Here is a 19,621-nt window from a genome sequence, read left to right as displayed (position 1 = left end):
TCCCTCAGGCCTTCGGTCCGCCGGCGACGTAGATGACCTGACCGGACACGAAGCCCGCTCCCTCGCTCGCCAGGAACGACGCCGTGTTCGCGATGTCCTCCGGCTTGCCGGAGCGCGCGACAGGGATCTGCGCGATCGCGCCCTTGACGAAGTCCTCGAAGTCCACGCCGACCCGTTCGGCGGTCGACTTCGTCATATCGGTCTCGATGAAGCCCGGTGCGATCGCGTTCGCTGTCACGCCGAACTTCCCGAGCTCGATCGCGTAGGTCTTCGTCATCCCCTGGATCCCGGCCTTGGCCGCCGAGTAGTTCGTCTGCCCGCGATTGCCCAGTGCCGACGTCGACGACAGGGAGATGATGCGGCCGAACTTCTGCTCGACCATGTGCCCCTGCACCGCACGAGTCATCAGGAAGTTGCCCGTCAGGTGGACGCCCAGGACGGATTCGAAGTCGTCGCGCGTCATCTTGAAGAGCATGTTGTCCCGGATGATGCCCGCGTTGTTGACGAGCACGGTGGGTGCGCCCAGCTCGCTCGCCACGCGTTCGACCGCGGCAGCCGCCTGCTCCTCGTCCGCGATGTTCGCGCCGATGCCGAGTGCCTCACCGCCGGCCGCGCGGATGCGGCCCACGACGTCCGCGGTGTCCTCTTCGCGGAGGTCGATCACCGCGACCTTCATCCCGTCGGCCGCGAGGCGCTCCGAGATCGCGGCACCGATCCCCCGCGCACCTCCGGTGACGATCGCCGTGCGTGTACTGGTCTGATCCATCAGGCCGTGTCCTTCCTGTACTTCTTGATCTCGTTGCGGGCGATCGAGCGCTTGTGGACCTCGTCCGGACCATCGGCCAGACGCAGCGTACGCAGCCCTGCCCACCAGCCGGCCAGCGGGAAGTCCTGCGTGACGCCGCCGCCGCCGTGGACCTGGATCGCCCGATCAAGCACCTTGAGCGCCATATTAGGCGCAGTGACCTTGATCTGGGCGATCTCGTTCTTCGCGACCTTGTTCCCGTGCTTGTCCATCATGTCTGCGGCGTGCAGGGTCGACAGGCGCGCCTGGTCGATCTCGATGCGCGATTCTGCGATCCACTCCTGGATGTTCGCACGCTCGGAGAGCTTCTGCCCCCAGGTGATGCGGGACTCCGCGCGCTTCACCATGAACTCGAGAGCGCGCTCCGCCATGCCGATCGAGCGCATGCAGTGGTGGATGCGTCCCGGTCCCAGGCGGGCCTGTGCGATCGCGAAGCCCTCTCCCTCGCCCTTGAGGACGTCCTTCGAGGGGACGCGCACCTGGTCGAAGGTGATGTCCGCGTGACCCTCGCGGTCGTTGTAGCCGAAGACGGTGAGGTTGCGGTTGATCGTGACGCCGGGTGCATCGATCGGGACGACCATCATCGACTGCTGGCGGTGCGGCGCCTCGTTCGGGTCCGTCTTGCCCATCACGATGAGCACCTTGCAGTTGGGGTGCAGCGCGTTGGAGGTGAACCACTTGCGTCCGTCGAGGATGTACTCGTCGCCGTCCTTCTTCATGAGCATCTCGATGTTCGTCGCGTCCGAGGACGCGACGGCGGGCTCCGTCATCGCGAAGCCCGAGCGGATCTCGCCGTCGAGCAGCGGCTGCAGCCACTTCTCCTTGTGCTCGTCCGACCCGAAGACCGTGAAGACCTCCATGTTGCCGGTGTCCGGCGCGTTGCAGTTCATCGATTCCGGCGCGAGGTCGGGAGAGCGTCCCATGATCTCCGCCAGGGGCGCGTACTCGAAGTTCGTGAGCCCCGGGCCCCACTCCTTGTGCGGCTGGAAGAGGTTCCAGAGGCCGCGGGCCTTCGCCTCCGCCTTGAGGTCCTCGAGGATCTGCGGATGGAAGTGCGGCGTGTCCGCGGCGGCCATCTGCTCCTCATACACGGCTTCCGCCGGGTAGATCTTCTCGTCCATGAAGGCGAGCAGCTTCTCCCGGTACTCCCGTCCGCGTTCGGTGGTCTCCAGCATGTGGTCCTCCTCGTCGATGCGACGTCTTCGTCTGACTTCTGCCTGTGTCTGCTGCGGTGTCTTCGTCTGCGTCTGGAACTGCTCTGCGTCTGGAACTGCTGCGCGTCTGGATCTGCTGTGCGTCAGCCGCCCTGTGCGATCGCGCGCAGCTTCGCCTGGTAGCGGCGCATGCCGGTCAGCCACCGGTCGTAGTCGGAGCCCTTCATGCGGTACATGTCGAGGACCTCCGGGTGCGGCAGGATGAGGAACTCCTCCTTCTCGACCGCTGCGAGCACCGTGCCGGCGACATCGGCGGGATCGAGCACGCTGCCCGCTTCGGACACGGCCTTCTGCGCGGCGAGCGCATCTCCCGTCTTCGGGTTGTCCGCGTCGCCCCAGAGGATCTTCGTGTTGACGCCCATGGGGGCGAGGACGGACACGCGGACCCCTTCGTCTCCGTAGGTGACGGACAGCCATTCCGCGAACGCCAGTGCCGCGTGCTTCGTGACCGAGTACCCGGCGGAGCCGATCTGGGTCAGCAGACCCGCGGCCGAGGCCGTCGCGACGAAGTAGCCCTCCCCCCGCGCGGTCCACTCCGGGATGAGCCGCTGTGCGGCCCGGATGTGCGCGCGCAGGTTCACGTCGAGGACGGTGTCCCAGTCCTCGTCATCGCCGAGGCCGGAAGCGCCGCCGATGCCGGCGTTCGCGAAGTAGAGGTCCACCTCACCCAGCTGCGCTCGGGCCGCCTCGAGGAGTCCGGTGACCCCGTCGGCTGAGGCGACGTCACCTGTCCAGTGCGCCTGGCCCAGGCCCTCCGCGGTCTGCTCGACCGCGGGATCGATATCGGCGAGGAGCACGCGTGCACCCCGCGAGGTGAGTTCTGAGGCCAGCGCGGCACCGATGCCGCCCGCTGCTCCGGTCACGACCGCATTCCGTCCTGCGACGTCCATCTGGGCTCCTTCCCTGCCGCACACATCCTTGCGAGCTGGCTTACCTCTATCTATAGTTGAGGATGACCTCGATTTCAAGTGTTGCCAATCGTTCGTTCAGTGCTGAACACCGGACCCGGCGACGCAGCGCAGCACCCCGCGGGCTTGGCCCCGGGACCGTGATCCGAAGGAGCATCATGGCCGTAGACCTCAACGCACCCACCTCCCACCTCCCGGACATCCTGCTGCCCTGGGTGTCCGCACGGCCCGACGCGCACGCGCTGCTCACCCCTCCGGGTGACGGCCGCACCGTCCTCACGTGGGCGCGGCTGCTGGGAGAGGCCGCTGCGGCTCGGGACCGATTCACCGGCGCCGGCCTGCAGCCCGGCGATCGAGTCATCCTCATCGCGCCCAGCTGCCCGGAGTTCGTCGCGGAGTTCTTCGGCGCCCAGGCCGCCGGACTCGTGGTCGTCGCGGTCAATCCGCTCTCGACCACACGGGAGATCGATTACCTGCTGGAGGATTCGGGCGCTCGTCTCATCGTCGCCCATCCGTCCCGGTCCGAGGCCGGCCGCGCCTCCGCAGAGGCAGTGGGGGTCGCGTTCCGCCTCATCGATCCCGTGCGGTCCGACGGTCCGGAGATCCGCCCGGACGCTCACGGAGACATCGACTTCGCGGTGGCCGGACGATCCCGCGACGATCTCGCGGCACTCCTCTACACCTCCGGCACCACGGGTCGGCCCAAGGGTGCGATGCTCACCGTCGGGAACCTGCTGTCGACCGTCGACATCGTCGGCGAGATCATCGAGGTCGGACCCGACGACCACTGGGCGACGGGACTGCCGCTCTTCCACGTGTTCGGCCTCGTCACCGTGACACTGTCCTCGCTCCGGGCGGGGGTCCCGGTCACGCTGTTCCCCCGCTGGGATCCACGGGCGTTCGTGGACGCGCTCACCACGGATCACGTCACGGTCGTCTCCGGTGTGCCCACGATGTGGATGTCGGTGCTCGCAGAGGCCGCTGACAGCGGGGCCCCGACGCTGCGAGCGGTGAGCTCCGGCGGCGCAGCGATCTCCGCAGACGTCCTGAGGCGCTTCGAGGAGCGCTACCAGGCTCCCGTCGTCGAGGGCTACGGGCTCACGGAGACCAGCGCCGTGGGCACGTTCAACCCGCTGCACGGAGTCCGGAAGGTGGGCAGCGTGGGCCATGCGGTGCCTCGGATGGAGGTCAAGGTGGTCGACCTCGACGGGAACCCGGCCGCTCCCGACGAACCCGGCGAGGTGTGCCTGCGGGGTCCGGCGATCATGCGCGGATACTGGAACAGGCCCGAGGCGACGGCGGAGGTCCTCGGTGAGGACGGCTGGTTCCGCACGGGCGACATCGGAAGGCTCGACGAGGACGGCTATCTGTTCATCGTCGACCGCATGAAGGACCTCATCATCCACGGCGGGTACAACGTGTACCCGCGCGAGGTGGAGGAGGTGCTGTACGAGATCCCAGGCGTGCGCGAAGCCGCGGTGGTCGGCACACCCGACGAACGGTACGGACAGCAGGTCACCGCCGTCATCGCACGCAGCGCGGGCTCGCAGCTGGACGCCGCGGAGGTCGAGCGCGTGACCCGGGAGAAGCTCGCGGCGTACAAGATCCCGCGGATCATCGAGTTCATCGACGAGCTGCCGAAGGGACCGTCGGGCAAGATCCTCAAGCGGGCGCTGGTCGGCACCCCGGATGGAGCGTGAACCGTGGTCGGATCCATTGAGCCGCCCGCGCCGGCCTCTGCACACGAGGAGTGACGATGAGCACCATCTCCAGCCCCGGCGGGCAGGCGGCCGGCCGGAGGCGCGATCCGCAGGATCTCACGCGCAAGGGGCAGCGCACGCGCAAATCGCTCGTCGATGCCGCACGCGCGGTGTTCTACGAGCAGGGGTACATCGATGCCCGCCTGTCCGAGGTGACCGAGCGCGCCGGTGTGTCGACGGGGACCCTCTACACGTACTTCGACGATCGCGAGCAGCTGCTCGCGGCGATCATCGACGACGCGTATGCGCGATCCGTGCGACCCGCGGGTTCACGGCCGGCGGATGTGGGCGATCCGTTCCGCCGGATCTTCAACGGCAACCGCCGATACGTCGAGGCATACCGCCAGAGCTCCGACCTCATGGCGATCTTCGATCAGGCCGAATACCTCGATGAAGCGCTCAAGGCCCGACGGATGGCTCGCGCATCCGACTTCGCACAGCGCAATGCGCAGACCATCCGCAGACTGCAGGACGAAGGCACTGTCGACCGCGGGGTCGAGCCGCTCATCGCCGCGCAGGCCCTGTCCTTCATGGTGTCGACCCAGTGCCGCTACGTCTACGTCCACGCACCGGACCCCAGCTGCGCGGACGCCGCGGGAGCGCAGGCGCTCGCCGATCACCTGACCCGGCTGTGGTTCTCAGCGCTGGGCGTCGACCCGGACCCTCTCCTGGAGACGTTCATCGCCGAGGCGGAGCAGGCGGGAGCAGACGCCGACGACGCCGAAGCCCCCGGGGACGAGCAGGTGCAGGCCGCAGACTGATCGTCACACGAAGCGGGAGACGTCGCCCGCCCCCTCACGCCGCACGATCGGTGCGCCCTCCGTGTAGTCGATGACGCTCGTGGGGGTGGTGCCGGGCACGCCGGATTCGATGACGAGGTCGACGTCACGGCCGATCGCATCCGCGACGTCCTGAGGCTCCGTGAGCGGGTCCTCGTGGCCGGGCAGCAGGAGCGTCGAGGACAGGATGGGCTCCCCGACCTCCCGCACCAGCGCCAGAGCGGTCGCGTTCTCCGGGATGCGCGCGCCCACAGAGTTCTTCTTGGGGTGCAGCATCTTCTTCGGCACCTCCTTCGTCGCCTTCATGATGAAGGTGTAGGGGCCCGGGATGAGCGACTTGATCGTCCGGAACGCCGAATTGTCGAGGATGACGAACTGGCCCAGCTGCGAGAACTCATGGCACATGAGCGTGTAGTGGTGCTTGGAGTCGAGGCTGCGGATCCGCGCGATGCGCTCGATGCCCTCCTTGTTCCCCAGGGAGCAGCCCAGCGCGTAGCAGGAGTCCGTCGGGTACGCGATGAGCCCACCGTTCCTGATGACCTCCGCAGCCTGCCGGATCAGGCGCGGCTGCGGGTCGACCGGGTGGATGGCGACTGTTTTCGCATTCATGACCACATCGTACTGGCTCCGCTCAACCGGACAGGGGGACGATCACCTCGCGTGAGCTCCGACCGGCGACGCGCCGCCTGCCGATCGGCAGGCCCGAACCGGTGCGGAGGTCCGAGGCGATGAGATTGTTGACCCAGCGGGCCCGGGGGTCCGCATCGACGAGCAGGGCCTTCAGCAGCAGCGTCGCGGGGAGCGCGAGCAGCGCACCCAGCGCGCCGAGCACCCAGTACCAGAAGAGCAGCGACAGGAAGCTCACGAAGGGCGTGACCCCCACCGATTCCCCGGTGAACTTCGGCTGGATGATCGACTGGATGACGAAGTTCAGGACGCTGAACGCGATGACGACCCACAGAGCTGCGACCCAGCCCTGGTCCACCAGCGCGAGCAGGGCCGGCGGCACGAGCCCGATCACGAAGCCGACGTTCGGGATGTAGTTCGTGAGGAACGCGAGCACGCCCCAGACCAGCGCCAGCGGCACCCCGATGATCTCCAGGGCGATGACGTCCAGGACCGCGACGATGAGACCGAAGATCGTCGCGACGATCCAGTACCTGCGCACACCCTCTGCGAACGAGGTCATGGCCGTCGCGATCCGCGGACGCACCGCTGCCGTCGTCCGGATCCTCTGGCCGAAGGACATCGAGTCCATGGCGACGAAGAACACCGCCATCACGGCCGTCGTCAGGAGACCGACCACGAGGGAGATGTTGTTGAAGACGGCACCCGCCGCACCGGCGATCGAATTCGCATCGATCGCGGCGAACTGCTCTTCGATGAAGGCCGGCGTCAGCCCCACCGTCGCGAGCCACTCCGCCGCGTCCTGCACGATGCCGAGCATCTTCTCCGTGTAGCTCGGCAGCACGAGCACCAGCTGGGCGACGGCCCACCCGGTCAGCGCGAAGAATGCGGCGAGCAGCGCCAGGACGACGACGACCGTCACCATCGCCGCCGCGAAGCGCGGCATCCGCAGGCGCACGAGGCGGGCCTGCAGCGGATGCACGATGAGGACGAGGTTGAGCGCGAGGAACACGGGCGCGATGATGCTCTGGAGCTCTCGGACCACCATGATCGTCACCGCGAGGGCGGCGAGGCCCACGGTCACCAGGACGTAGCGGGGCAGCGGGCTGCGGTCCGACGGCGACTCCGCGGGCACTGCTGCGCCGTCATGGTCCGCGGTCGTCACCGCCGCTTCCTCTTCTCCCGGATCCGCATGCCCAACTGGATGGGCGTGCCGGTGAAGTCGAACGTCTCCCTCAGCCGGCGGAGGATGAACCGCCGGTATCCGGGATCGAGGAACCCGGTCGTGAAGACGACGATGTGCGGCGGCCGACTGGAGACCTGCGTGCCGAAGAGGATCCGCGGCTGCTTGCCGCCGCGCACGGGGTGCGGGTTCGCCGCGACGAGCTCCCCCAGGAAGGCGTTGAGCCGGCTGGTCGGGATGCGCATGTCCCAGCTCTTCAGCGCGTGCTCCATCGCGGGCACCAGCTTGTCCGCGTGCCGACCGGTCTTCGCGGAGATGTTCACCCGCGGCGCCCACTCGACGTGCGCCAGGTCCTTCTCGATCTCACGGCCCAGCCAGTGCCGACGCTCCTCATCGACGAGGTCCCACTTGTTGAACGCGAGGACGAGCGCTCGCCCGGCCTCCGTCGCGCTGCGGACGATCCGGATGTCCTGCTCGCTGAGCGGTTCGTTCGCCTCTAAGAGGACCAGCGCGAGCTCGGCGCGCTCCAGCGCCGTCTGCGTCCGCAGAGACGCGTAGTAGTCGGCACCGCTCGCCTGTCGCGCGCGCTTCTTGATGCCGGCGGTGTCGACGAACTTCCACGGCTTGCCGCCCAGCTCGACGACCTGGTCGACAGGATCGCGCGTGGTGCCCGCGACGTTGTCGACGATGACCCGCTCCTCCTTCGCCAGATGGTTGAGCAGTGACGACTTCCCGACGTTGGGACGGCCGACCAGCGCGATCCGGCGCGGTCCGCCCGGCTCCTCCGCGTCGTCGACCTCGGAGAACTCCGGCAGCGTCTCCATGATGACGTCGAGCAGGTCCGCGACGCCGCGGCCGTGCATCGCGGAGACCGTGCGGGGCTCTCCCAGCCCCAGCGCCCACAGCTCCGCCGCCTGGATCTCACCGCGCTCGTCGTCGACCTTGTTCGCCGTGAGGATGACGGGCTTGCCCGCACGGCGCAGCATGCGCACGACGTGCTCGTCGGTCGATGTCACGCCCGTGGTCACATCGACGACGAGCAGGACCGCGTCGGACTGGGAGACTGCGATCTCCGCCTGCCCCGCGATCCGCGAGGACATGCCGCGGACGTCGATGTCCCAGCCCCCGGTGTCGACGAGGGTGAGCGGCCGGCCGCCCCACTCCGCGCCGTACCGGACGCGGTCGCGGGTGACGCCGGGGACGTCCTCGACCACGGCCTCGCGCCGGCCCAGGATGCGATTGACGAGCGTCGACTTGCCCACGTTGGGCCGGCCGACGATCGCGAGCACGGGAGCGGGGCGCACCAGCGCGGTCGCCTGTGCATCGGATTCATAGGCGTCGAGCAGCTCGAGGTCGTCCTCCTCGAGATCGTAGGCCTCCAGTCCGCTGCGCAGCGACGCTGCGCGCTGCGCCGCCTCCTCCTCATCGATGCCGGCGACGCGATCGGCGAAGTCCTCGTCGGGAGTGGGGGTGAAATCGTCCTGGTCGTCACGCATGTCGTCACTCATGTCGTCGCTCATGTCGTCGTATCCTCCACGAGCCCCAGCACGGCCGCGACAGCCTGCTCGAAGCCCACATCCGTCGTGTCGAGTGTGTGCACGCCGTCTGCCGCGGACAGGAAGCTCGTCGTCGTCGAATCCTTCGCGTCCCGGTCGACGACCAGCTTCCGCGTCGCCTCGACCGCTGCGGCGTCCGCGGTCCCGTGCAGCTCTGCGGAGCGGCGTGCGATCCGCACGGACTCATCGGCCGTCATGAGGATCCGCACGGGCGCATCCGGCGCGACGACGGTCGTGATGTCCCGCCCCTCGACGACGATGCCGGGGGTCGTCTCGCCGATGATCTCGCGCTGTCGCTCGATGAGCTCGTCACGCGCGTCCTGGACCGCGGAGACCGTCTGGACGTTCTCCGACACCTGCGCCTCGCGGATGTCGTCCGTGACGTCCATCCCGTCGACCTCGACCCGGAAGTCGTCCGGATCGGTGGTGATCTCGAGGTCCGCGCCGCGGATCAGTTCGACGACGTCGCCCGGGTCGGACACCCCGCGGTTGAGGCACAGCCAGGCCATGGCCCGATACATGGCTCCCGTATCGAGGTAGCCGTACCCCAGCCGGCGCGCCACCTCTTTGGAGGTGCTGGATTTGCCGACGCCGCTGGGTCCGTCGATCGCGATGACGCTCATGTCGATGTGTGCCTCTCTCAATGCTGCTGTGCTCGGTCCACCCTATCCGGCGGAGCCGTCCTCCACCGTCGTGCTGGTGGCCTGGGCTTCGTCGGGCTCCGAATGCTCCGGCAGGCGCCAGCCGCGCTGCTGCAGACCGACCACCAGGTCCTGCTCGCGGTCGGGCAGCACCATGATGTCGAGGCTGCCCAGACGGTGGCCGGTCGCGTGGTCGATCCGGACGTCCTCGACGTTCACCCCGAGTGCGTGGACATCCGTGAAGAGCCGTGCGAGTCCGCCCGGCTCGTCCCCCACGACGACGGTGACGATCGCATAGACCATCGGCGCCTGTCCGTGCTTGCCGGGGATGCGGCGGTGCCCCTCGTTGCCCGCGGCGATCGCGGAGGCGAGCACGGCGTAGCTTCCGGTCTCCAGCGCCAGGGCGTCCACGACCCGGTCGAGGTCATCGCGCAGTGCCGTGAGCACCGCGCGGACCTCTGCGGCGTTGCCCGCGAGGATCTGCGTCCACAGCCCCGGGTCCGATGCCGCGATCCGGATGACGTCCCGCAGCCCCTGTCCGGCCAACGCGATGCCCTCGACCGGCATGTCGGTGAGCTGCGCCGCCATGAGCGACGAGACGACCTGGGGCACATGGGAGACCCGGGCGACCGAGGAGTCGTGGAATTCGGGCTCGAGGTGGAGCACCGAGGCGCCCACGGCCTCGGCGACGGCCACCACCTGGTCGAGCCTGCCGGCGGGCGTCGCCTCATCCGAGCAGACGACCCACGGGCGGGCTTCGAAGAGGTCGACCCGGGCGGACACCGCACCGGACCGCTCGCGCCCGGCCATGGGGTGGGATCCGATGTAGCGGTCGAGCTCCGTCCCGACCGTCAGCGCGCGCACGCGGTCGAGCACGACGCCCTTCACGCTCGCCACATCCGTGACCGTCGCGTCGGGCAGGGCCCGCAGCTGCGCGACGATGACGTCCGCGGCGACGTCCGGGGGCGCTGCGACGACGACGAGCCCCGTGTCCGGGTGCGGATCCGCGGCGGTCCCGGCGCCCATGTCCGCTGCGAGGCGGACCGCAGTGGGCGAGGTGTCCTCGAGCGTGACGACGCAGCCGGCACGGGTGAGCGCCAGTCCCAGGGAGGTTCCGAGGAGCCCCGTCCCGACGATGTGCACGTGGTCCGGGACGTCCCCCCGACTCACAGCTTGACGGCCTTCATGAGCTCGCCGACCTCATGCGGTCGCAGGGTCCGCAGCTTCCCGGGGCGCTGCTCTGCGAGCGCGATGGGGCCGAAGTGCGTGCGGACGAGCCGCTCGACAGGAGTGCCGACGGCCTCGAGCATCCGCCGCACGATCCGGTTGCGGCCGGAGTGCAGCACCAGTTCGACGAGCGCGTGGCCCGGGGTCGAGTCGATGAGGCGGAACGAGTCCGCATGCGCGATGCCGTCCTCCAGCTCGATCCCGTCGCGCAGCCGTGCGCCGGCGTCCTTGGGGACGGGCCCCCGCACCTGTGCCAGGTAGGTCTTGGGGACCTCGTACGACGGATGCGTGAGCCGGTTGGAGAGGTCGCCGTCGTTCGTCAGGAGGAGCAGGCCCTCCGTGTCGTAGTCGAGCCGGCCCACGTAGAAGAGCCGCTCCGGGCGATCGCGCAGGTAGTCCGCGATCGTCTTCCGGCCCTCCGGGTCGCTCATCGAGGTGACGACCTTCGCCGGCTTGTTCAGCGCGAGGTAGACGCGGTCCGCCTGCGTCGTGATCCGCATCGTGTCGACGTGGACGGCCTGGGTCTCCGGATCGACGCGCGTGCCGAGTTCGCGGACGACGACGCCGTCCACCTCCACCCGGCCCTCCGCGATGAGGGATTCGCACGCGCGCCGCGATCCCAGGCCCGCATCGGCGAGGACCTTCTGCAGGCGCACTCCGTCCTCGCGATGGACGTCCGACACCTCGCCGGCACCGGTGGGCGACTTCTGGCTGGCGGCGCGTTCACGACGCGAGGGTCGGCGGGAACGATGTCCGGGGGAACGGGGATCAGATGAGCTCATTCCCCCATTATCCCGAATTCTGCGACGTCTGCCGCACCTGCCTCGCCCGTGCGGTTCGCCTCGTCGCCCTCCGGGAGGAACGGGGCGATGTCCGGAAGGTCCTCGATCCGCTCCAGACCGGCTGCTTCGAGGAAGGCCGGCGTGGTGACGAAGCGCACGGCCCCGGTCGTGGGATCAGTGCCGGATTCGACGAGCAGACCGCGCAGCAGCAGAGTCCGCACGACCCCGTCGACGTTGACCCCCCGGATCGCGGAGATCCTCGCGCGGGTCACCGGCTGCCGGTAGGCGACGACGGCCAGGGTCTCCAGCGCAGCCTGGGACAGCCTCGAGGAGTGCCCCGCGGTGAGGAACGCCGACACGATGTCGTGGTGCTCCGGTCGCGAATAGATCCTCCACCCGCCCGCGGCCCGGGCGAGTCGGAACCCGCGCGTGCGCGCTCCCCGCTCCCCGTCGTAGTCCGCGGCGAGCTCCTCGAGGGCCGCGGACACCTCCTGCGGCTCGACGCCCAGTCCGTCGCTCAGGTGCTCGACCGTCACCGGCTGATCGGCCACCATGAGGACGGCTTCGAGCCCGGCCAGCAGTTCGTCCGTCACCGGAGCCTCCTCACTCATCCCCGTACTCCTCATAGTCCGGGCCCCCGCCGCCGAGGTCCCGGTCGCCTTCCGCTCCGTGGTCGCCTTCTGCGTCCGCGTCGCGAGTGTCGGTCGCCGTGAGCGCGATCGTCAGCGGTCCGAGCGCCTCCGGCTGGTCGAAGTCGCACAGCCCCGCCTTGAACAATTCGAGGACCGCGAGGAACCGGGCGACGACGACCATCCGGGTCTCCGCGTCCTCGATGAGCGCGGCGAAGTCGATCCGTGCCTCATCGCGCAGACGCGACAGCAGCAGCGCGCGCTGCTCCGGCACGGACACGTGGGCGTCGTGCAGGTGGTCGAGCGCCACGGCGGGCGGGGTGCGGTCGCGGGACAGGACCGCGCTGAACACCGCGGCCAGCACCGGGCCGGACGTGCTGAAGTCCAGGGGCGGGAGGATGTCCGTGAACTCCTGCTCGAGGGGGACGGCGCGCGGAACGGCGCGGCCTGCCTCCCCCATCCTCTTCTCCAGCACGCGGGACACCTCCTTGTACGCCCGGTACTGCAGGAGCCGCGCGAAGAGCAGGTCGCGGGCCTCGAGCAGCTCGAGGTCGAGCTCGTCCTCGACATCGGCTCCCGGCAGCAGCCGGGCGAGCTTGAGGTCCAGCAGCGTCGAGGCGACGAGCAGGAAGTGGCTCAGCTCGTCGAGGCTCTTCGCACCCCGCAGTGTGGCGACGTACGCGAGGAAGTCGTCCGTGACCTCGGCGAGCGCGATATCGGTGATCTCCAGCGAGCGGCGGGCGATGAGATCGAGCAGCACGTCGAACGGTCCGGAGAAGTTCTCGAGGTCGACGGTGAAGCCGGCGGCCTCCGCCTCAGCGGTCGCCGACTGCACCGTCAGGGCGAGCCGCCGCGCGCGATCAGCTCCCGCGCTAGCCGCCGGTACGCGTCCGCGCCCTTGTGGTTCGGCGCGAAGCTGGTGATCGGCTCCGCCGCCACGGTCGCGTCGGGGAACTTCACGGTCCGGCTGATGACGGTGTCGAAGACCGTGTCCCCGAACGCATCGACGACGCTCGCGATGACTTCGCGTGAGTGGAGCGTCCTGCCGTCGAACATCGTGGCAAGGATCCCGTCGATCGCGAGTGACGGGTTCAGGCGATCCTGCACCTTCTCGATCGTCTCCACGAGCAGCGCGACGCCGCGCAGCGCGAAGAACTCCGTCTCCAGCGGGATGATGACGCCGTGCGCGGCCGTCAGCGCATTGACGGTCAGCAGGCCGAGCGACGGCTGGCAGTCGACCAGGATCACGTCGTACTCGTCGGCGACCTTCGCCAGCGCCCGCGAGAGCACCTGCTCGCGCGCGACCTCGCCCACGAGCTGGATCTCCGCTGCGGACAGGTCGATGTTCGCGGGCATCACGTCGATGTTGTCCACGGAGGTCGTGTGGATGACCTCGTGGGGATCCAGCCGTGCGCTCATGAGGACGTTGTAGACCGACTTCTCGAGCGCGTTCGGATTGATGCCCAGACCCACGGAGAGGGCACCCTGCGGATCGAAGTCGACGAGCAGGACCCGTCGGCCGTAGTCGGCCAGTGCGGCGCCCAGATTGATCGACGACGTCGTCTTCCCGACCCCGCCCTTCTGGTTGACCATTGCGATGGTCCGTGCGGGCCCGTGACCGTCGAGCGGCGCGGGTTCCGGGTACTCCCGGGCGGGGCGCCCGGTGGGGCCCAGCGGTGCGTCGGCCGCGATTTCGAGCCGCTGCTGCGAGTCTGCCACGTGCTTCCTCATCTCCTTGCTGCTGCTGCGGTGGATGTCAGCCTATCGCGCGCGGGGGTGCGACGACGCGTACACCTCGCGGAGCGTCTGCGCTGTCACCCTCGTGTAGATCTGCGTCGTCACGACGGAGGCGTGTCCCAGCAGCTCCTGGACGACTCGGATGTCCGCCCCGCCCTCCAGCAGATGCGTCGCGAAGGAATGGCGCAGCGTGTGCGGGGTGACGTCGTCGACGCCCGCGAGTCCCGCGGCGCGCCGGACCAGGGTCCAGGCCGACTGGCGGCTCAGCCTGCCGCCTCGCTGGTTGAGGAAGACCGCGCCCGCGCGGTCCGCGGCCTGCGCGCGACCGGCGGCGAAGCGGGGACGATCCCGCACGATCCACGCGTCGAGGGCCGCGCGGGCATGCGAACCGACCGGCACCAGCCGTTCCCTGGAGCCCTTGCCGTAGAGGCGGACGGTGCCGCGCACCAGGTCCAGGTCGTCGAGGTCGACTCCGACCGCCTCACTGATGCGGGCCCCTGTGCCGTAGAGAAGCTCGAGCAGTGCCGCGGATCTCCGCTGGACCGGCTCGTCCCCGTCCGTCGTGGCGAGCAGCGCCTCGACCTGCTCCACCGTGAGGGCGGAGGGGAGGCTGTCGGCCTGGCGCGGGGGCGGCAGGGCCGCGGCGGGGTCGCCGTCGACCTGCCCCTCCCCCAGCAGATGGTCGTGCAGCCTGCGCACGGCCACGCCGATCCGAGCCTGCGACGACGCCGCGAGCTGCGCCGATGAGAGATCGCCGCGGAACGCGAGGAGGTCCTCCTCCGTCACCTCGCCGAATCCGCCCACGCCGCGCCCGGCGAGCCACAGGACGTACCGGGACAGATCGCGCGCATAGGCGTCGACCGTGTTCCGGGACAGGCCGCGCTCGAGTTCGATGTGGGCGAGGTAGTCCGCGACCGGTCCGCGCAGGGGTGCTGCGACCTCGGGGAGGAGCTCCGCGCCGTGGCGTGCCACGTCAGTCCCGGCTGCCCGGCCACAGCGCGTCGACCGGTCGCAGGTCCGTCCAGCCGCGTGCGCGCGCCCTGTCCGCGTGGAGGATCGCCAGGCACGCGGTCGCGTTGCCGATGCGACCGGCGAGCACCGCGTCGACTGCCTCCGCGAGCGGCGTCCAGCGGACGACGATGCCGCGCTCCTCCCCCTCCCGCTCGATGCGCTGCGCGTGCGGCAGGGCGTCGATCCCGCGTGCGAGGTAGATGCGGATGATCTCCGTCGACCCGCCCGGCGTGGTGTACATGTCTGCGAGCGTGTGCCAGTCCGCTGCGCGGACATCGGCCTCCTCACCCAGTTCCCGCGCGGCGGCCGTCGCAGGATCCTCCCCGTCGATGTCGCGGAGTCCCGCCGGGATCTCCCAGTCCCGCATGCGGATGGGATGCCGGTACTGGCGGATGAGGAGTATGCGGTCCTCGTCGTCGATCGCGGCGACGGCCACTGCACCGGTGTGTGCGAGGACATCACGGGTCAGCCGCCCTCCGGCCTCCGGCAGGTGGAACGACTCGCGCACCACGTCCCAGACCGCTCCCCGGTACACCGTCTCGCGCTCGTGCACCTCGACGTCGACCCGCTCGTCCGACAGTGGGGCGTCCGTCCCGCTCATCATGTCCTCCATGGGATCCTCCTCACGCATGTGCCCGGTCCAGCGCGGCCCGCACGAGGCCGGCGAAGAGCGGGTGGGGTCGGGTGGGCCTGCTCTTCAGCTCCGGATGCGCCTGCGTCGCGACGTAGAACGGGTGGACGTCCTCCGGCAGTTCCACGAACTCGACGAGGGACCCGTCCGGCGAGGTGCCGGCGACGCGCAGACCCGCGTCCTCGAGCCGTGCCCGGTAGTCGCCATTCACCTCGTAGCGGTGCCGATGGCGCTCGGTCACGTCCGTCGTGCCGTAGGCGGCAGCGGTGAGTGTGCCCTCCGCGAGCACGGCGGGGAAGCGTCCCAGGCGCATCGTGCCGCCCAGGTCCGCGTCCCCGTCGACGATCGCGCGCTGCTCTGCGAGGGTCGCGATGACGGGTTCCCGCGTGTCCGGGTCGAATTCGGTCGACGAGGCGTCGGCCAGTCCCAGGACGGACCTCGCGTACTCGATCACCATGCACTGCATCCCGAGGCACAGTCCCAGTGCCGGCAGTCCTGTGGTCCGGGCATGGGTGAGGGCTCCGAGCTTCCCCTCGATGCCCCGGATGCCGAATCCGCCGGGCACGCAGATCGCGTCGACGTCCGCCAGCCGGGCCGCGGCGCCCTCCGGCGTCTCGCAGGAATCGGAGGGGATCCAGCGGATCTCGACCCGCGCATCGTGTGCGAAGCCGCCGTGCCGCAGCGCCTCCGTGACGGAGAGGTAGGCGTCCGGCAGGTCGACGTACTTGCCGACCAGCCCCACGGTGACCCGTTCGGAGGGGTGGTGGACGCGCTCGAGCAGCGCGTCCCAGTCGCGCCAGTCGACGTCCCGGAACGGCAGGTCGAGGCGGCGCACCGCGTAGACGTCGAGTCCCCCGTCGTGGAGCACGCGCGGGATGTCGTAGATGCTCGCGGCGTCGACGCACGGCACCACGGCCTCGAGGTCGACGTCGCAGGACGCGGAGATCTTCTGCCGGATCGATTCCGGCAGGTCCCTGTCGGCGCGGAGCACGATCGCGTCCGGGGTGATCCCGATGGACCGCAGCTGTGCGACGGAGTGCTGGGTGGGCTTCGTCTTCAGCTCGCCGCTGGGAGCGAGGTAGGGCACGAGCGACACGTGGATGAAGAGTGCGTTCTCCCGGCCGATGTCGTGACGGACCTGCCGGGCGGCCTCGAGGAAGGGAAGCGATTCGATGTCGCCGACGGTGCCGCCGATCTCCGTGATGATGACGTCCGGCGCCCCGTCGTCGGTGCGCTGCGCCTGCGCCCGCATCCGCTCCTTGATCTCATCCGTGATGTGCGGGATCACCTGGACCGTATCGCCCAGATAGGCGCCGCGCCGCTCCTTCGCGATGACGGACGAGTAGACCTGGCCCGTCGTGATGTTCGCCGTCGCGTCCAGTGAGACGTCGAGGAACCGCTCGTAGTGACCGATGTCGAGGTCGGTCTCCGCACCGTCGTCGGTGATGAAGACCTCTCCGTGCTGGAACGGGTTCATCGTCCCCGGGTCCACGTTGAGATAGGGATCGAGCTTCTGCATCGCGACCCGCAGCCCGCGCCTGCTGAGGAGATGGCCGAGGCTGGAAGCCGTGAGCCCCTTCCCCAGCGAGGAGGCCACGCCACCGGTCACGAAGATCTGTCGAGTCTGCTGGATGCCGTCGGTACTCAGTCGTCTCACCACGGACCTCCACCCTACCAGAGCGGCCTGGTCACCGGCGGTGGACGAGCGCCTCCGCGTACACGTCGAGGAGGTCGTCCGCGATGAGCGCGGCGGGGTCGACGTCGTCGACGCGCCGCCTCGCGGCGAAGGCGGCCGACGTCCGGACCTCCGGGGAATCCACGAGCGCCGTGATCGCCGCCAGCAGCCCGGGTGTGTCATCCGCGTCGACGCGCGCGGCCGAATCGCCCCACGGACGGGCGGTGCGCGCGTCCCCCAGGATCACCGTCGCCCGTCCCAGCTGCATGAGGCCCTCGACGTCGACACCGGTCATGCTCTTCGAGCCCACGACCACGTCCGCGGCCGCCAGCACGTCCGCGACCGACCCCTCGTCGGCCAGCACGATCGGGTGCGTGCGGGTGAAGGCGTTCTCGATCGTGCTGCGTTCGCGGCCCGCTCCGGTCAGTGCGAAGACCACGCGCCGATCCGGCCGGTGGTCGAACATCGTGACGGCGGCCTCGAGGTAGGTCGTGAGGTCGTCGCCGTCGACAAGCCGCATAGGCGTGGCGACGAGGAAGGAGCCCGGCTGCAGCCCGAGGTTCTCGCGCACCTGCGCACGACCGACGGTGGGCGCCAGCCGCTGGACGACGTCGGGACGACGCAGCTGCGCGCGCTCCGTGACCGGGACCCCGTCGGTGAAGTGCGAGACGGTCGGTGCGGTCGTGCCCAGGACGACGGCTGCGGTCCGCTCCACGATCTTCGCGGAGGCCGCGTCGACGACGTTCGAGGAGTGGAAGCGGCCGACGGTCGCGACGAGGGCGGGGCGCATGCGTGCGGGCAGCCCTGTCTGAGCAGCCCCGGCGAGTGCTGCGGCGTGCAGACCATGTGCGTGGACCACGTCGACGTGGCGGTAGTGCTGGTGGAGGGTGAGGCTGCTGCCGGGATCGGCGCTCGTCACGCGGTCGCGAGCGTCGATCGGGATGATCACGAGCGCCGGGGACTCCGGGAGGTCCAGACGGCTGATCACGGATGCGCGTGCGGCGATTGCCACCTGTCTCCCTGCTGCGAGGTGGCCGCGGATCGCGTCCACGGCGACTTCGCCGATCACGCCGCGCGTCGTCGTGACGACGTGGAGTATGCGGGCGTCAGGGTCCAGCCCCGTCGACTCGAGCTGTCCGTGATCCTCGAACATGTGCGTATCCTTCCGATCCTGCGACAGTGCGCGGACCGTCCGAGGACGGTTTGGGCACCGTCCCGGGTCGCACGCGACTTCAGCGCTCCACAGCCTACCGGCTGACCTCCGTGTACGCCGCCCGGACCGTCTGCGCGGCGTCCTCCTCGTTCGGCAGTTCGAGCGCGCGCAGCGCCGCCTTCCGGCCCAGGTCCGCGCGGAGCTGCGGGTCCTCGAGCAGCCGTCGCAGCCCTGCGGCGAAGGCCTGCGCGTCGCCCTGCGGCACGAGGATGCCCGCGTCCCCCACGAGCTCCGGGGTCCCGCCGGTCGCCGTCGCGAGGATCGCTCTGCCTGCGAGCATCGCCTCCTGCAGCACGAGTGCGCGGGCCTCCCACCGGCTGGAGAGGAGGAAGACGTCGCTCACCTGGTTGAGTGCGGCGACATCGCTCCGCTGGCCCAGGAAGTGCACGGCGGGCCTGCGCCCCGCCTGCGTGTGCTCCTCGATCCGACGGGTGAGGCGTGCCTGCTCGTGCTCGTCCGCCGATCCGGCGATGAGGCACTGCGCTTCGGGGTGGTCGTGCGCGATGTCCGCGAGCGCGTCGATGAGGACGTCGTAGTCCTTCTGCGGCGCGATCCGCCCGACGGCCAGGAGCAGGGTGTCGGTGCGGGGGATCCCCAGCTCCTGCGTCAGCGAGCTGCGCAGCAGGGAGGTGTTCACGTCCTCGGCCGGACCCTGGGGCGGTGAGGCCGCCGCGGCGAAGCGTGCGCTACCCGCCCCCAGATCCTTCGCGAGGTCGACCAGGTCCTCGCTCGCGCCGAGAACCAGGTCGGCGCCCCGCGCGATCGCGGTCGCGACCGTCTTCTCGATACGACCGCGCACTCCCTGGCCCATGAGTGTGTTGTGCCAGCTCGACACGAAGCCCGGACGCTTCCGCATGAGAGACAGCGCTGCCAGGGTGACGAGCGAGGCGCGGAAGCCGTGCGCGTGGACGACGTCGGCCCGGAACGTCGTCACGAGGCGCCGGAGCCGGGCGACGACCGCAGCATCGCCGGGACCCACCGATGTGCTGATGCCGAGGGGGGCGAAGCGGACGTGCGGCCGGTCGTCGAAGCCGAACTGCTCCTGGGTCTGCGCGGGGCCGATCACGCCGACGGTGTCACCCGCCTGCGCGAGGCTGCGGGCGAGTGCGGCGACGTGTGTGCCGACTCCGCCCGTCGACGTGCCCAGCACGATGAGGACCCGCATGCGTCGATTCCCTTCACGTCGCCGGACGGTGCATGGTCCCGCAGCTGCGGGACCAGGGCCCCAGGCTATCGCCCTCCG

Annotated in this window: 19 protein-coding genes; 2 read left to right on the top strand and 17 right to left on the bottom strand. The window is 69.8% G+C overall.

Features of this window, described 5'->3' with window-relative positions; translation table 11 throughout:
* Positions 1-4: 4 nt before the first annotated feature.
* The 3 genes from BSP109_RS02515 to BSP109_RS02505 all read right to left on the bottom strand — a co-directional run bounded on the left by BSP109_RS02515 (position 5) and on the right by BSP109_RS02505 (position 2,909).
* A complete protein-coding gene (locus tag BSP109_RS02515) occupies positions 5-766 on the bottom strand; it encodes an SDR family oxidoreductase (RefSeq protein ID WP_101599273.1) in 762 nt (253 codons plus the stop codon).
* Positions 766-1,980: an acyl-CoA dehydrogenase family protein gene (locus BSP109_RS02510; RefSeq protein ID WP_101599272.1), complete on the bottom strand. Its 1,215-nt coding sequence runs from the start codon at positions 1,978-1,980 to the stop codon at positions 766-768. Before BSP109_RS02510 ends, BSP109_RS02515 begins: the two co-directional genes overlap by 1 nt.
* A 122-nt stretch (positions 1,981-2,102) precedes the next feature.
* Positions 2,103-2,909 carry an SDR family oxidoreductase gene (locus BSP109_RS02505; protein WP_101599271.1) on the bottom strand — a complete coding sequence of 269 codons (807 nt, stop codon included), beginning with the start codon at positions 2,907-2,909 and terminating at the stop codon, positions 2,103-2,105.
* Positions 2,910-3,085: 176 nt separating this feature from the next.
* Here BSP109_RS02505 and BSP109_RS02500 point away from each other — a divergent pair, with 176 nt between their 5' ends.
* Entirely contained in the window at positions 3,086-4,627 is a 1,542-nt protein-coding gene (locus BSP109_RS02500; protein WP_101599270.1) for an AMP-binding protein, read from the top strand.
* A 56-nt stretch (positions 4,628-4,683) separates the two neighbouring features.
* Positions 4,684-5,448 carry a TetR/AcrR family transcriptional regulator gene (locus tag BSP109_RS02495; protein WP_101599269.1) on the top strand — a complete coding sequence of 255 codons (765 nt, stop codon included), beginning with the start codon at positions 4,684-4,686 and terminating at the stop codon, positions 5,446-5,448.
* Positions 5,449-5,451: 3 nt separating this feature from the next.
* On the opposite strand, the gene BSP109_RS02490 is transcribed toward BSP109_RS02495, so the two are convergent.
* The 14 genes from BSP109_RS02490 to BSP109_RS02425 all read right to left on the bottom strand — a co-directional run bounded on the left by BSP109_RS02490 (position 5,452) and on the right by BSP109_RS02425 (position 19,543).
* Positions 5,452-6,075 (bottom strand): L-threonylcarbamoyladenylate synthase, encoded by a 624-nt coding sequence (locus BSP109_RS02490; RefSeq protein ID WP_087007060.1) that lies wholly within the window; start codon positions 6,073-6,075, stop codon positions 5,452-5,454.
* Between the two features lie 22 nt (positions 6,076-6,097).
* On the bottom strand, positions 6,098-7,258 hold the full coding sequence (locus BSP109_RS02485; RefSeq protein ID WP_256970294.1) for an AI-2E family transporter: 1,161 nt from the start codon (positions 7,256-7,258) through the stop codon (positions 6,098-6,100).
* Positions 7,255-8,796: a ribosome biogenesis GTPase Der gene (gene der / locus BSP109_RS02480; RefSeq protein WP_087007001.1), complete on the bottom strand. Its 1,542-nt coding sequence runs from the start codon at positions 8,794-8,796 to the stop codon at positions 7,255-7,257. The genes BSP109_RS02485 and der overlap by 4 nt, the downstream gene beginning before the upstream one ends.
* Positions 8,793-9,455, bottom strand: a complete 663-nt coding sequence (gene cmk / locus BSP109_RS02475; protein WP_087007003.1) for a (d)CMP kinase — start codon at positions 9,453-9,455, stop codon at positions 8,793-8,795. The genes der and cmk overlap by 4 nt, the downstream gene beginning before the upstream one ends.
* A 42-nt stretch (positions 9,456-9,497) precedes the next feature.
* Positions 9,498-10,643, bottom strand: coding sequence for a prephenate dehydrogenase (locus BSP109_RS02470; RefSeq protein WP_101599268.1), 1,146 nt, complete (start codon positions 10,641-10,643; stop codon positions 9,498-9,500).
* Positions 10,640-11,482: a pseudouridine synthase gene (locus BSP109_RS02465; RefSeq protein WP_087007006.1), complete on the bottom strand. Its 843-nt coding sequence runs from the start codon at positions 11,480-11,482 to the stop codon at positions 10,640-10,642. The genes BSP109_RS02470 and BSP109_RS02465 overlap by 4 nt, the downstream gene beginning before the upstream one ends.
* Positions 11,479-12,093 (bottom strand): SMC-Scp complex subunit ScpB, encoded by a 615-nt coding sequence (locus BSP109_RS02460; protein ID WP_087007008.1) that lies wholly within the window; start codon positions 12,091-12,093, stop codon positions 11,479-11,481. Before BSP109_RS02460 ends, BSP109_RS02465 begins: the two co-directional genes overlap by 4 nt.
* Positions 12,086-12,946, bottom strand: a complete 861-nt coding sequence (locus BSP109_RS02455; protein ID WP_256970295.1) for a ScpA family protein — start codon at positions 12,944-12,946, stop codon at positions 12,086-12,088. The genes BSP109_RS02460 and BSP109_RS02455 overlap by 8 nt, the downstream gene beginning before the upstream one ends.
* Before the next feature lie 2 nt (positions 12,947-12,948).
* A complete protein-coding gene (locus BSP109_RS02450; RefSeq protein ID WP_087007010.1) occupies positions 12,949-13,842 on the bottom strand; it encodes a ParA family protein in 894 nt (297 codons plus the stop codon).
* A gap of 30 nt (positions 13,843-13,872) precedes the next feature.
* Positions 13,873-14,820: a site-specific tyrosine recombinase XerD gene (locus tag BSP109_RS02445; protein WP_101599267.1), complete on the bottom strand. Its 948-nt coding sequence runs from the start codon at positions 14,818-14,820 to the stop codon at positions 13,873-13,875.
* 1 nt (position 14,821) lies between these two features.
* Entirely contained in the window at positions 14,822-15,472 is a 651-nt protein-coding gene (locus BSP109_RS02440; protein ID WP_087007014.1) for an NUDIX hydrolase, read from the bottom strand.
* 10 nt (positions 15,473-15,482) lie between these two features.
* The gene (locus tag BSP109_RS02435) at positions 15,483-17,150 is read right to left on the bottom strand and encodes a CTP synthase (RefSeq protein WP_256970296.1); all 1,668 of its coding nucleotides are present in this window, start codon (positions 17,148-17,150) and stop codon (positions 15,483-15,485) included.
* Between the two features lie 28 nt (positions 17,151-17,178).
* Complete coding sequence (locus BSP109_RS02430; RefSeq protein WP_101599266.1) at positions 17,179-18,318, bottom strand: glycosyltransferase; 1,140 nt, start codon at positions 18,316-18,318, stop codon at positions 17,179-17,181.
* 94 nt (positions 18,319-18,412) lie between these two features.
* Positions 18,413-19,543: a glycosyltransferase family 4 protein gene (locus BSP109_RS02425; protein WP_101599265.1), complete on the bottom strand. Its 1,131-nt coding sequence runs from the start codon at positions 19,541-19,543 to the stop codon at positions 18,413-18,415.
* Positions 19,544-19,621: the final 78 nt, after the last annotated feature.

The organism is Brevibacterium sp. Mu109 (genome assembly GCF_900169375.1).
Taxonomy (GTDB): Bacteria; Actinomycetota; Actinomycetes; order Actinomycetales; family Brevibacteriaceae; genus Brevibacterium; species Brevibacterium yomogidense_A.
Note: the sequence above shows the minus strand (reverse complement) of the source record. Positions and strands in the feature narration are given on the sequence as shown.

Coding starts and splice junctions, on each gene's coding strand:
- BSP109_RS02515 (WP_101599273.1), bottom strand. CDS start 766: ATGGATCAGACCAGTACACGCACGGCGATCGTCACCGGAGGTGCGCGG.
- BSP109_RS02510 (WP_101599272.1), bottom strand. CDS start 1,980: ATGCTGGAGACCACCGAACGCGGACGGGAGTACCGGGAGAAGCTGCTC.
- BSP109_RS02505 (WP_101599271.1), bottom strand. CDS start 2,909: ATGGACGTCGCAGGACGGAATGCGGTCGTGACCGGAGCAGCGGGCGGC.
- BSP109_RS02500 (WP_101599270.1), top strand. CDS start 3,086: ATGGCCGTAGACCTCAACGCACCCACCTCCCACCTCCCGGACATCCTG.
- BSP109_RS02495 (WP_101599269.1), top strand. CDS start 4,684: ATGAGCACCATCTCCAGCCCCGGCGGGCAGGCGGCCGGCCGGAGGCGC.
- BSP109_RS02490 (WP_087007060.1), bottom strand. CDS start 6,075: ATGAATGCGAAAACAGTCGCCATCCACCCGGTCGACCCGCAGCCGCGC.
- der (WP_087007001.1), bottom strand. CDS start 8,796: ATGAGCGACGACATGAGTGACGACATGCGTGACGACCAGGACGATTTC.
- cmk (WP_087007003.1), bottom strand. CDS start 9,455: ATGAGCGTCATCGCGATCGACGGACCCAGCGGCGTCGGCAAATCCAGC.
- BSP109_RS02465 (WP_087007006.1), bottom strand. CDS start 11,482: ATGAGCTCATCTGATCCCCGTTCCCCCGGACATCGTTCCCGCCGACCC.
- BSP109_RS02460 (WP_087007008.1), bottom strand. CDS start 12,093: ATGAGTGAGGAGGCTCCGGTGACGGACGAACTGCTGGCCGGGCTCGAA.
- BSP109_RS02450 (WP_087007010.1), bottom strand. CDS start 13,842: ATGAGGAAGCACGTGGCAGACTCGCAGCAGCGGCTCGAAATCGCGGCC.
- BSP109_RS02440 (WP_087007014.1), bottom strand. CDS start 15,472: ATGGAGGACATGATGAGCGGGACGGACGCCCCACTGTCGGACGAGCGG.
- BSP109_RS02430 (WP_101599266.1), bottom strand. CDS start 18,318: ATGTTCGAGGATCACGGACAGCTCGAGTCGACGGGGCTGGACCCTGAC.
- BSP109_RS02425 (WP_101599265.1), bottom strand. CDS start 19,543: ATGCGGGTCCTCATCGTGCTGGGCACGTCGACGGGCGGAGTCGGCACA.